We start from the raw sequence: 12,528 nt of genomic DNA on the forward strand, positions 1-12,528 counted from the left end.
CGAGGCCCCGTCCATGTCCAACAAGTGAACTCTAAGTCGAGCCGTTCGGGGTACGTCCCGTCAAGAGGTTGAGTCAGATCGGGATCGTTGCACCTGCACGCGTAGCCGCCCCCGGAGGACCGGGGGCGGCGTAACGGGAGTGAACGCGGAAGGCCGTCGGGCGCCCGGGGCCCTCGGGCGTCAGGGCCGGACTACTTCAGCGCACCCGCCGTGAGCCCTGCCACCACCTGCCGCTGGAAGACGATGTACGCGGCGAGGACCGGCAGCATCGCCATCACGAGCCCGGCGAAGAGACCGGACCAGTCACCCTTGTAGCCCTGGCTGACGGCCAGCTGCACCAGGCCCTGGGTGAGGACGCGCTTGTCCGGGTCGGTGTTGAGCACCGTCGGCAGCATGTACTGGTTCCACTGCCCCAGGAAGTTGAAGATGCCGACGCTGATCAGACCGGGCTTGGCCATCGGCAGCATGATCTGGAAGAACGTCCTGGAGTGCGAGGCCCCGTCGACGAACGCCGCCTCCGCCACCGAGGTCGGCAGGGTGCGGAAGAACGCGGTCAGGAAGAACACCGTGAACGGCAGCGAGTAGGCGATGTAGACGAGGATCAACCCGTGGATGGTGTTCAGCAGGCCCATGTTGTTCACCACGTAGAACAGCGGGACCAGCGCGAGCATGATCGGGAAGCTCATGCCGCCGATGAACAGGTAGTAGATGAAGCGGTTGCCCGGGAAGTCGAAGCGGGCCAGCACGTACGCGGCCATCGAGCCGAGCACCAGCGTGCCGATGAGCGAACCGCCCACCACCAGAACGGTGTTGAGGAAGTAGTCGCTCATGTTGGCCTCGGTCCAGGCCCGCGACCAGTTGTCGAAGTGCAGCTTGTCCGGCAGCGACCAGGGCGAGCTGAAGATCGACTTGTCGTCCTTGAAGGAGGTCATCACCGCCCACAGCAGCGGCATGACCACCATGAACGCCCACAGGACGAGCATCCCGTGGGAGAAGGCGTTGAGGACGCCGCCTTCCTTCTTCTCCTTCGTGGGCCCTCCGGCCGGGGCGTCCACCTTGACGACGGGGGCGCCGGACTCGGCCGGTACGGGGGCGGAGGTCTCGGTCGTCTTCATCTGATCAGTACTCCAGCCGCTCGCGCCGGCCCAGCCGCATCACCACGGCCGCGAAGGCCAGCGTGACGACGAGCAGGGCGACGCCGATGGTGGTGGCGTAGGCGGCCTGACCGTCACGGAACGCCTTCTGGTACACGTACAGGACCATGACGGTGGTCGAGTAGTCGGGACCGCCGGGCCCGGTCGTCATGATGCCCACGACCGCGAACGACTCGGCGCCGAGGGCCAGGATGCCCATGTAGACCCAGCCGGACTGCACGGTGTCCCACAGCAGCGGCAGGGTGATCCGGAAGAACGTGGAGAAGCGGTTGGCGCCGTCCAGCAGCGCGGCCTCGTACAGGTCCGCCGGGATGGAGGCCATGCCGGCGGAGAAGAGGACCACGAAGAAGCCGACCGTGGACCACACGAGCACCGCCATCACGCACCACAGCGCGAGGTTCGGGTCGCCCAGCCAGAGCGGCTGGACGCTGTCCAGCCCGATCCCGCGCAGCAGGGAGTTGATCGCTCCGCTGTCCGGGTTGTACGCGAAGGCGAACAGCAGGGCGACGATCGCGATGGAGAGCACCTGCGGGAAGAAGTAGACGATCTTGTAGAACGAGGAGCCGCGGACGCCGGAGATCACCGGTCCGCCCCTCCTCCGCCGTCCGCCCACGTTGATCATGAAGGCGAAGAACAGCGCCAGCCCGATCGTCACCACCGGCACCAGCAACGCGAACAGGATGCTGTGCTGCAACGACTTCCAGAAGATGTCGTCGTCGAGCATCCTCGAGTAGTTGTCGAAGCCGACCATCTTGAAGTCGGGACTGAGGCCCGTCCAGTCCGTGAACGAGTAGTAGATGGACTGGATGAACGGCCAGACGACAAAGAGGGCGTACACCCCCAGGGGCACCGTGAGGAACCCCACGATGAACCGGTACTTGCCGTGCTGCATTACCACCGACCCCGATTCGTGCGCGGACGCCGTCGGGGCCTGCCCGGCGCGCATACGCCGGGCAGGCCCTTGGGACGGATTCTCACTGGTGCTTGTAGTGCTTGATCGACGAGTCCTTGGCGGCCGCGTCGGCGAAGCCCTGGATCTTCTTGATGGCCTCGGCCGGGGTGATGCGGCCGGCCATCATCTCGCCGAGCCCCGCCACACCGATCTGCTCCTTCTGGAGCTGCACGTACCAGTCCTGCAGACGCGGGTTCAGCACGTTGTCGCCGGCCTTGTCCAGCGCCGCGACGCCGGACTTCAGGCCCGGGGTGAGGGCGATGCCGTCGGTGCCGCCGTTGTAGGCGGTCAGTGACTTCACCTTGCTGGTGAAGTTCTTCGAGGACTCCTCGCTGAGCATGATGCGCAGCTGCTCCATGCCGCCCGAGCCGTTCTTCGCCTTCGCCGGGACGATGAAGGGCTCGCCGCCGGAGGCCCAGATGGTGCCGAAGGGCATCTTGTCGGAGGAGTCGATACCGGTGGGCGCGGAGACGGCCAGGTCGAAGTCCTTCGGGATGACCTTCGCCGACTCGTTCTCGACCCACGAGCCGTTCGGGATGAACAGGGCCTTGCCCTCGGCCCAGGCGGTCTGCGACTGGATGTGGTCCAGGCCCGGGGTGCCCTTGAGGACGTAGCCCTTCTTGTAGAGCTCGTAGTAGGCCTCGAAGCAGGCCTTGACGGCCGGGTGCTTCCAGGCGTTCGGCTCCAGGTTGTCGATGGCGTCGAGCACCTCGCGGCCGCCGACCTTGCCGATCATCGGGTAGAGCGAGAAGGGGATGTAGTACGGGTACTTGCCCGCGTACGTCCAGCCCGCCATGCCCTTCTTCTTGGCCTTCTCGCAGACCGCGAGCATCTGGTCCCAGGTCTCGGGGTACTGCTCGTCGAGCGAGTCCAGGGCCTTCTGCGAGTACCAGACGCCGTACACGGTGTAGGCGTAGTACATGATCCAGACCGGGTCGCCGTCGAACTGGCCCATCTCCACGATGCCGGGGCGCAGCGTGTCGCGGACCTTCTTCTTCGGGTCGTCGACCGACGGGGAGTCCAGCAGCGGCGTGAGGTCGGCGAGCTGCTTCTTGCCGACGAGGACGCCCATGTCCATCTGCTCGGCGCCGGAGTTGTCGATCAGGTCGGGCGGGGTGCCCTGGTTGAACCGCGGCTGCAGGGTGGACTGGATCTTCTGGGTGGCGGAGAACTTGACCTTCGCCTTGGGGAAGGTCTTCTCGTAGACCTTCACGGCGTCCTGGGCGTACTCCTTGCCGAAGCCGCCGTCGAACAGGACGAACTCCATCTGCGCGGTGTTGTTGACACCGAGCGGGTTCTTCGCGGTCTTCTCGCCCGCCTTGGCCTTCTCCTCGTCCCCGCCGCCGCTGCTGGCACACGCGGACAGGAAGCCCATCGTGGGGACGGAGATCAGGCCCAGCGCAGCGGAGCGCTTGATCAGATCACGGCGGCCGACACCCTCAGGGCCGTTGGTCCCGTCGGTAGTGGATCCCATGCTCAAGTCCTCGCCTTCTCCAGGACTCAGGCGGTGAACCGGATCCTCCCGGCACCGCGGTCGGTTCGTGCTGGGGTCGTGCGTGAGGATTCAACAGGGGCGAGACGGCGGACGGCGTGTGTGACACGGTCCGCGGCCACCCGTTTTCCCCCGGGTCGTGCCCGTCCACGGCGAAGTGGACGCCGACAGGTATAGTCCACTCCCCGTCAGCTGAGCAAGATCGAAGCAAGGTTGCCCTGTGGTCTTGTCCGAGTTGAGACCTCTCGTAAAAATGACACGGCTGTGACTCTCCCAAGCGAAGGTCCACGCCACTTCGCCCCGATTCGGCGCGACTTCTACGGTGCGGATTCAGCCACAGAGGACCCGGTTGCCGCACCCAACACCCTTGACATCACCGTTCACTTGAACCCCTACTGGTGCCTTGCGCAGCGAGTTGACAACGTTGTCCATCTCTGATCGTTTCCGATCAGGCGCAGGGAGGGTGCTCGCGCATGCGGCACAGACGGTGTTCCACGGTGGTGCTCGGCGCCGCCGCCTTCGCTCTCGTGGCGGCCTCGCAGGGGGCGGCCGTGGCACTGCCGGTCGCGGCGGCGGCCGCGGACCGGGAGTTCCACTCGTCCTTCGAAACAGACGATCCATCACCGGACTGGCTCAATACGGTCGACACGGCACCAAACGGTACCAAACGGTCGTCCGGCGTCGACGGTGGCTACAGCAGCGGCATCCCCGGCAATGTGAACGACCACGTCACGGACCTCCGGGCGAGCGGTGAGTACGCGGGGGCGGGCGAGGTGAAGGAGAACCTCGTCGACGGCGAGCCGAGCAGCAAATGGCTGACCTTCGCCTCCACCGGCTGGGTGGAGTTCGACCTCGACGCCCCGGTGAAGATCGTGAAGTACGCGCTGACGTCGGCCAACGACCACGCCGAACGGAACCCGAAGGACTTCTCGCTCCAGGGCTCCACGGACGGCAAGGACTGGAAGACCCTCGACACCCGGACGGGCGAATCCTTCAGCGAGCCGTTCCAGACGAAGACGTACGACATCGAGGACCCCCCGGCCGAGTACCGGCACTTCCGGCTGGAGATCACCAGGAACAACGGCGCGTCCGACGCCATTCAGCTCGCCGACGTGCAGTTCTCCACGGGCGGCAGCGGCGACCCGATCCCGCAGGACATGCTCTCGCTGGTCGACCGCGGCCCCAGCGGCTCGCCCACGGCGAAGTCGGGCGCGGGCTTCACCGGCAAGCGGGCGCTCAAGTACGCGGGCCGGCACACGGCGGACGGCCGGGCGTACTCGTACAACAAGGTCTTCGACGTCGATGTGGCCGTCGGCCGGAACACCGAGCTGGCCTACCGGATCTACCCGTCCATGGCGGACCGCGACCGCGACTACGACGCCACGAACGTGTCGGTGGACCTCGCCTTCACCGACGGCACCCACCTGAGCGATCTCGCCGCCACCGACCAGCACGGCTTCGCGCTCACCCCCCGCGGGCAGGGCGCGGCCAAGGTCCTGTACGTCAACCAGTGGAACAACGTCACCTCACGGATCGGTTCGGTCGCCGCGGGCAAGACGGTGGACCGGATCCTGGTGGCGTACGACTCGCCGAAGGGCCCGGCGAAGTTCCGGGGCTGGCTCGACGACGTGGCCCTGCGCGTCGCCGCCCCCGAGAAGCCGAAGGCCCACCTGTCGGACTACGCGCTGACGACCCGCGGCACGAACTCCAGCGGCGGCTTCTCGCGCGGCAACAACTTCCCCGCGACGGCCGTGCCCCACGGCTTCAACTTCTGGACACCGGTCACCAACGCCGAGTCCTGGAACTGGCTGTACGACTACGCACGCGCGAACAACGCGGACAACCTGCCCACCATCCAGGCGTTCAGCGCGAGCCACGAGCCGAGCCCCTGGATGGGTGACCGGCAGACCTTCCAGGTGATGCCGTCGGCCGCGTCGGGCACCCCGGACACGGGCCGCACGGCACGCGCCCTGGCCTTCCGGCACGAGAACGAGACGGCGCGGCCGTACTACTACGGCGTCCGCTTCGAGAACGGCCTCAAGGCGGAGATGGCGCCCACCGACCACGCGGCGGCCCTGCGCTTCACCTACCCGGGCGACGACGCGAGCGTCCTCTTCGACAACGTCAACGAGCAGGCCGGCCTGACCCTCGACAAGGAGAACGGGATCGTCTCCGGCTACTCGGACGTGAAGTCCCCGCTGTCGGCGGGCGCGAGCCGCCTCTTCGTGTACGGGGTCTTCGACGCACCGGTGAAGGAGGGCAGCTCCTCGGGTGAGAAGGGCTACCTCCGCTTCGACCCGGGCGCCGACCGCACGGTCACCCTGCGCCTGGCCACCTCGCTGATCAGCGTCGACCAGGCGAAGGACAACCTGCGCCAGGAGATCCCGGAGGGCGCCTCCTTCGAGACCGTGAAGACTCGGGCACAGCGCCAGTGGGACAAGATCCTCGGCAAGGTCGAGGTGGAGGGCGCCACACCGGACCAGCTGACGACGCTGTACTCCAGCCTGTACCGGCTGTACCTGTACCCCAACTCCGGCTTCGAGAAGGTGGGTTCGACGTACAAGTACGCCTCCCCGTTCTCGCCCGCGACCGGTCAGGACACACCGACGCACACGGGCGCGAAGATCGTGGACGGCAAGGTGTACGTCAACAACGGCTTCTGGGACACGTACCGCACGACCTGGCCCGCGTACTCACTGCTGACCCCGCGTCAGGCGGGCGAGATGGTCGACGGCTTCGTGCAGCAGTACAAGGACGGCGGCTGGACGTCCCGCTGGTCCTCCCCCGGCTACGCGGACCTGATGACCGGCACCTCGTCGGACGTGGCGTTCGCGGACGCGTACGTGAAGGGGGTCGGCTTCGACGCGAAGGCCGCCTACGACGCGGCCGTGAAGAACGCCACGGTGGTCCCGCCGTCTTCGGGCGTGGGCCGCAAGGGCATGGCCACCTCCCCCTTCCTCGGCTACACGAGCACCGACACGCACGAGGGCCTGTCGTGGGCGCTGGAGGGCTACCTCAACGACTACGGCATCGCGCGGATGGGCCAGGCGCTGTACAGGAAGACGGGCGAGAAGCGCTACAAGGACGAGTCCGCGTACTTCCTCAACCGCGCCCAGGACTACGTGAACCTGTTCGACGACAAGGCCGGCTTCTTCCAGGGCCGCGACGCCAAGGGTGACTGGCGGGTCGAGTCCTCGAAGTACGACCCGCGCGTGTGGGGCTACGACTACACGGAGACCAACGGCTGGGGCTACGCCTTCACCGCGCCCCAGGACAGCCGGGGCCTGGCCAACCTGTACGGCGGCCGGAAGGGACTGGCCGAGAAGCTGGACGGGTACTTCTCGACTCCGGAGACGGCCTCCCCCGAGTTCAAGGGCTCCTACTCCGGGGTCATCCATGAGATGACGGAGGCGCGGGACGTCCGGATGGGCATGTACGGGCACTCCAACCAGGTGGCCCACCACGCGATCTACATGTACGACGCGGCGGGGCAGCCCTGGAAGGCGCAGAAGAACGTCCGCGAGGTCCTCTCCCGCCTCTACACCGGCAGCGAGATCGGCCAGGGCTACCACGGCGACGAGGACAACGGCGAGCAGTCGGCCTGGTACCTCTTCTCCGCGCTCGGCTTCTACCCGCTGGTCATGGGCAGCGGCGAGTACGCCATCGGCTCCCCGCTGTTCACCAAGGCGACCATCCACCTGGAGAACGGCAAGGACCTGGTGGTGAAGGCCCCGAAGAACAGCGCCAAGAACGTCTACGTCCAGGGCCTCAAGGTCAACGGCAAGAAGTGGACGGCCACTTCGCTGCCCCACTCGGTCGTCGCGAAGGGCGGGACCCTGGAGTTCGACATGGGCCCGAAGCCGTCCTCGTGGGGTACGGGCCGGGACGCGGCGCCCGTGTCGATCACGAAGGACGACAAGGTGCCGTCACCGCGCTCGGACGTCACGAAGGGTGAGGGCGCGCTGTTCGACAACACGTCGGCGACGGACGCGTCGGTCACCTCCGTGGACCTTCCGGTCGACGGCAGGGCCAAGGCCGTCCAGTACACCCTGACGTCGTCCTCGGACCGCGCGAAGGCCCCGACCGGCTGGATGCTCCAGGGCTCGTCCGACGGCACGACGTGGAAGACCCTCGACCAGCGCACCGGCGAAGCCTTCCGGTGGGACAGGCAGACCCGCGCGTTCTCGGTGACCACCCCGGGCACGTACGCCAAGTACCGCCTGGTCCTCTCCGGTGAGTCGACGCTGGCGGAGGTGGAGTTGCTCGGCTGACCGGCCACCGACGGCGAGGGCGGGCCCGGGGGTGACTCCGGGCCCGCCCTCGTGTTGCCGCCCAACGGCGTGCGGCAGCCGTTTACAACGGAACCACTGGGCGCTACTTTCCAAGACAGGTGCGGTGGGAGCGCTCCCACATCGGTGGACCGGAACCCGCCCCTCGGAGCGCTCCCACCTCCCGCACGCAGGGGTGCCGCACGCACCCGGCGCCCCCTGTACGAGGACCGGCGCACACACCGCACGTCCCTCACGGCCGTACACCCGAGGAGTATTTGTCATGCGCGTGACATCCATGCGATTAAGACTCCCCCGGCGCCACAGAGCCCTCTTCCTCGTCCTGCTCGCCCTCGTCACCACCCTCCCCGCGCTCGGCCTGGTCATGACGGCGGGCAGTGGTGAGGCGGAGGCCCACGGGACCCCCATGAAACCGGGCAGCCGCACCTTCCTGTGCTGGCAGGACGGACTGACCGACACCGGCGAGATCAAACCGGTCAACCCGGCCTGCAAGGCGGCCCAGCAGGTCAGCGGCACCACGCCGTTCTACAACTGGTTCTCCGTCCTGCGCTCGGACGGCGCCGGCCGGACCCGGGGCTTCGTCCCCGACGGCCAGTTGTGCAGCGGCGGCAACACCAACTTCACCGGGTTCAACACGCCCAGCAAGGACTGGCCGCTGACCCACCTCACCTCGGGCGCGACCGTCGACTTCTCGTACAACGCATGGGCCGCGCACCCGGGTTGGTTCTACGTCTACATCACCAAGGACGGCTTCGACCCGACGAAGACGCTCACCTGGAACGACATGGAGGAGCAGCCGTTCCTGAGCGTCGACCACCCGCCGCTGAACGGCAGCCCGGGCACGGTCGAGGCCAACTACTCCTGGCGGGGCCAGCTCCCTGCCAACAAGTCGGGCCGCCACATCATTTACATGGTCTGGCAGCGCTCCGACAGCCAGGAGACCTTCTACTCCTGCTCGGACGTCGTCTTCGACGGAGGCAACGGCGAGGTGACCGGCATCAAGGAGCCGGGCAACCCCACCGACCCCGTACCGGGCCAGTGCTCCGCGACCCGCCGTACGACGGGCAGCTGGAGCGGCGGCTACCAGTCCGAGGTGACCGTCAAGAACACCGGTGACGTGCCGATGCTGGGCTGGATGGTCGACTGGACGCTGCCGAGCGGGCAGTCGGTCAGAAGCCTGTGGAGCGGCAACGCCACCTACAGCGGACAGAACGTGATGGTCCACAACGTCGACTGGAACGGGTCGCTGGATCCCGGCGAGAGCACGACGTTCGGCTATGTGACGGACGGCTCGGGAGGTGATCCCGCCACGAGCCTGGCCTGCCGGGTGGGCTGAGCGCCCTCTCGGCCGGCCGACGAGCCGGGCCGGCTCCTGGCGGACCGGCTCGGGGCGGACCGGGTGGGCGTGGTTGCGTCCTCACCCGGTCCGCGAGCCGTCCCGGTCCCGGGGGGAGGAGACCGGCACGGGTGGGGAGTGGCTTGTGGTGACCGCGGGGCGCGACAACGTTGTCCGTACCTGCCCGGACGTGACTTTACTCCGTCAACGGACAACGATGTCAAGTCAGTTGGGGGCTGAGGCCTGGTCTGATGCCCGGCGGCCGGTCCACCGTGCGCGGTCTCGTCTTCACCTGGCAGGTACGGCACCGAGATCGTCGCCAGGACCGCGTACCGCAATGTCGCGGGCGCGGGCAGGGATCCGGTCGCCACCCACGTCCTCGCGACGAGGCCCTACGAGGCCCCCGCCGGCCGGACGATCAAGAGCGTGAGGCTGCCGGACGACGCGGATCTGCACGTGTTCGCTCTCGCGGTGGGCTGACGGAGCCCCGGTGCTCGCCGGCCGGTCCCGGCACGGGTGGGGCCGCTGGTCGCACCCGAGGGTGGCAGCACATATGGCGCGTTTGTCCAGGTATGCGATTCTGAGTGTGGGTGCCCTGCCGCTCATCGGCGGCGCGGTCCGGCGTCGTCGGGTCATGCGCCCGCGCCGTCGCCGCCTGAGTTCCGGGGACCTCCACCTGCCGGCACCTGCGGCATGGACGGGAGGTAGGTACGGACAATGCCCCATTACGGCGGTGCCCGGGCCGCAGTCTCGGGTCTGCGGGCACTCGGGGCCGGGGCAGAGGACGCCGGTCCGACTCGCCCGGCGTCGGAGCCCACCGTGAGAGAGCGGGTCCTGGCGTTCGCCGGGGCGGCGCTGGCGGCTGTCTATGTGCCGGGTGACGGAAGCCAGGAGCTCAGGCTCGCGGAAGTGGTCGCATCGGCCGGAGCCGGCACTTCCGGGGGCAGGCTGCCCGAACGCATTCCGGTCTCCGGCGACTCTCCGGTCGCCGACGCCTTCCGCGTCGGCCGGCAGCTGTGGCTGAGTTCCGCGGTGTTCGCCTCCCGCCCCGAGGACGGTCCGCTCGCCGTGCTGCCGCTCGGTACGGCCGGCGCCTGGCTGGGCTGTCTCGTCGCCCTGGGCGACTCCGTGGACGGCTTCGGGGCCGAGCAGCGGGACTTCCTGGAGCAGTACGCCGAGGCGATCGCCGGGCGGCTCCGCGGGGAGGCGGACCCGTCGGCGCCCGCGCCACTGCTGGATCCCGCGCTGCGGAGCATGCGCGTCGGCTCGTTCGTCCTGGTGCTGGGCACGGGCGTGGTCGAGACGGACACGACCCTGCTCGAACTGTTCGGTATCTCCGAGGACGACTTCGACGGCAAGACCGACACCCTGCTCTCGTACACCGTCCCGGAGGACCTCCCCTCGCTGATGTCGGTGGTCGAGCCGTCCACGCAGGCCGGCGGCCTGCGGGAGCTGGAGTTCCGTGTCCGCCGGCGGACCGGGGAGCTGACCTGGCTGCGCCTGAGCTGCCGGGTGCTGAGGGGCACGGACGACGGTCCGGAGCAGGTGGTGGGCCTGGTGACCGCGGCCCCCGTGCTGCGGCAGAGCGCCAGTGACGTCGCCCGGGTGCAGTGGCTGACCGCCGCGCTCGACGACGCCACGACGGTCCGGGACGTCAGCCGCGTGGTGGTCTCCGCCCTGCGCGAGCCGCTGGCCGCCGACCGGGTGGCCCTCGCCGAGCTGGTGGACGACCGGCTGGCGGTCACCGTGCTCGATCCGCCGGCGGCCGGTGCCTGGCCCGAGCTGTGGCGTTCCGAGTGGCGCTCGGAGTGGCCCGACGCGCCGGTCAGCGCCCTGCCCACGCTGCAGGCGGCGCTGCGCGACGGCCGGATGAGCCTGTGGCCCGCGGGGGCCGCCCTCGAACCCGGGCTCACCGGCGTCGGTCCCGGCGGGCTCGCGGTCCTGCCGCTGCGGGCCAAGAGCGGGGTCGCCGGGGTGTGCCTGGTCGGCTGGGAAGAGCCGCACGAGTTCGGCCCGGAGGAGCGGTCCCTGCTCACCGCGACGGCGGGGCTGGTGGGGCAGGCCCTGAAGCGGGCGCACGCGTACGACGCCGAGCAGGAGCTCGCCACGCTGCTGCAGCGCAGTCTGCTGCCGCGCCGCCTCCCCGAGCTGCCCGGCGGAACCGCCGTGGCCCGCTATCTGCCCGCCCAGCGCGGACTGCAGGTGGGCGGTGACTGGTACGACGTCATCGCGCTCTCCGAGAGCCGGGTGGCCCTGGTCATCGGTGACGTGCAGGGCCACAGCGCCGGGGCCGCGACGATCATGGGCCAGATGCGCACCGCGGTGCGGGCCTACGCCGTGGAGGGCCACCCGCCCGATGTGGTCGTCTCGCACGCGAACCGTCTGCTCGTCGGCATGGAGACCGACCTCTTCGCCACCTGCTGCTACGTCGAACTGGACATGGAGGAGGGCAACGCGCTGTTCGTCCGGGCCGGGCACCTGTCGCCGCTGCTGCGCCACCCCGACGGCAGCACCGAGGAGATCGCCGTCGAGGGCGGGCTGCCGCTGGGCATCGCCGCGGACGCCGAGTTCCCGCTGACCGCGGTCGCGCTGTCCCCCGGCGCCGTCCTCGCGCTGGTGACCGACGGCCTGGTCGAGTCGGCCGACCTGCAGCTGGACGACGGCATGCGGCGCACACGGGAGGCACTCGCGAGCGCCGACCCCTCGGATCCCGGGCGGATGGCGGACGTGCTGCTCGGCGAGGACGGCCGGCGAGAGGACGACGTGGCGTTGCTGCTGCTGCGCTACGACGGGATGAAGGTACGGCCGGTGCGGGCCGGCTGGGTGGTGTGGCGGCTGCCCGACGCCGTCATGCACGCCCGCCGTTTCGCCGCGCGCACCCTGCGCTCGTGGAGCGTCGGCGACGAGGCCGACGCGATGCTGCTGGTCGTCTCGGAGCTGGTCACCAACGCGCTGGTGCACACCCAGGGCGCGGTCCGGCTCGACCTCACCCATGCCGGTGACCGGGTGCGGGTCGCCGTGACCGACTCCTCGCCGCGTGCCCCCGCCAAGCCGGTGATCGTGGACTGGGAGTCGACCGGTGGGCGTGGCCTCTTCCTCGTCGAGGCGATGTCGGCGTCCTGGGGCTCCGTGCCGGTCGGCGGCGGCAAGCAGGTGTGGAGCGAGGTCGTCGTGACACCGCCCGAACCGGAGCCGGAGCAGGACGGGCCCGACCGGAGCGACGCCGGTACCGGAGGCGAGGACAAGCGGTCCGGACGCAAACGCGGGGGTCTGAGACGGAAACGAGGGGGTCTGAGATGAGGACC

Annotated in this window: 6 protein-coding genes and 1 pseudogene; 4 read left to right on the forward strand and 3 right to left on the reverse strand. The window is 69.0% G+C overall.

Annotated elements, in window-relative coordinates; translation table 11 throughout:
- Window positions 1-191 precede the first annotated feature (191 nt).
- From AB0959_RS42535 to ngcE, 3 genes are all read right to left on the reverse strand, one after another.
- Window positions 192-1,115: a carbohydrate ABC transporter permease gene (locus AB0959_RS42535; protein ID WP_366832210.1), complete on the reverse strand. Its 924-nt coding sequence runs from the start codon at window positions 1,113-1,115 to the stop codon at window positions 192-194.
- A 4-nt stretch (window positions 1,116-1,119) separates the two neighbouring features.
- Window positions 1,120-2,046 carry a sugar ABC transporter permease gene (locus AB0959_RS42540; RefSeq protein ID WP_366832211.1) on the reverse strand — a complete coding sequence of 309 codons (927 nt, stop codon included), beginning with the start codon at window positions 2,044-2,046 and terminating at the stop codon, window positions 1,120-1,122.
- A gap of 82 nt (window positions 2,047-2,128) precedes the next feature.
- On the reverse strand, window positions 2,129-3,580 hold the full coding sequence (ngcE, locus tag AB0959_RS42545) for an N-acetylglucosamine/diacetylchitobiose ABC transporter substrate-binding protein (RefSeq protein WP_366832212.1): 1,452 nt from the start codon (window positions 3,578-3,580) through the stop codon (window positions 2,129-2,131).
- 491 nt (window positions 3,581-4,071) lie between these two features.
- Between ngcE and AB0959_RS42550 the strand changes: the two genes are divergently transcribed.
- From AB0959_RS42550 to AB0959_RS42565, 4 genes and pseudogenes are all read left to right on the forward strand, one after another.
- Window positions 4,072-7,869 carry a GH92 family glycosyl hydrolase gene (locus tag AB0959_RS42550; protein ID WP_366832213.1) on the forward strand — a complete coding sequence of 1,266 codons (3,798 nt, stop codon included), beginning with the start codon at window positions 4,072-4,074 and terminating at the stop codon, window positions 7,867-7,869.
- 280 nt (window positions 7,870-8,149) lie between these two features.
- Window positions 8,150-9,223 carry a lytic polysaccharide monooxygenase gene (locus AB0959_RS42555; protein WP_366832214.1) on the forward strand — a complete coding sequence of 358 codons (1,074 nt, stop codon included), beginning with the start codon at window positions 8,150-8,152 and terminating at the stop codon, window positions 9,221-9,223.
- Between the two features lie 297 nt (window positions 9,224-9,520).
- Window positions 9,521-9,703, forward strand: a pseudogene (locus AB0959_RS42560) (hypothetical protein); the annotation flags it as partial.
- A 339-nt stretch (window positions 9,704-10,042) separates the two neighbouring features.
- The gene (locus AB0959_RS42565) at window positions 10,043-12,523 is read left to right on the forward strand and encodes a SpoIIE family protein phosphatase (protein ID WP_366832215.1); all 2,481 of its coding nucleotides are present in this window, start codon (window positions 10,043-10,045) and stop codon (window positions 12,521-12,523) included.
- Window positions 12,524-12,528: the final 5 nt, after the last annotated feature.

The organism is Streptomyces sp. NPDC046862 (assembly GCF_040704615.1).
Taxonomy (GTDB): domain Bacteria; phylum Actinomycetota; class Actinomycetes; order Streptomycetales; family Streptomycetaceae; genus Streptomyces.

What these genes read in the sequence shown, in the direction of transcription:
- AB0959_RS42535 (WP_366832210.1), bottom strand. Translation starts at nt 1,115, where the DNA reads ATGAAGACGACCGAGACCTCCGCCCCCGTACCGGCCGAGTCCGGCGCC.
- AB0959_RS42540 (WP_366832211.1), bottom strand. Translation starts at nt 2,046, where the DNA reads ATGCAGCACGGCAAGTACCGGTTCATCGTGGGGTTCCTCACGGTGCCC.
- ngcE (WP_366832212.1), bottom strand. Translation starts at nt 3,580, where the DNA reads ATGGGATCCACTACCGACGGGACCAACGGCCCTGAGGGTGTCGGCCGC.
- AB0959_RS42550 (WP_366832213.1), top strand. Translation starts at nt 4,072, where the DNA reads ATGCGGCACAGACGGTGTTCCACGGTGGTGCTCGGCGCCGCCGCCTTC.
- AB0959_RS42555 (WP_366832214.1), top strand. Translation starts at nt 8,150, where the DNA reads ATGCGCGTGACATCCATGCGATTAAGACTCCCCCGGCGCCACAGAGCC.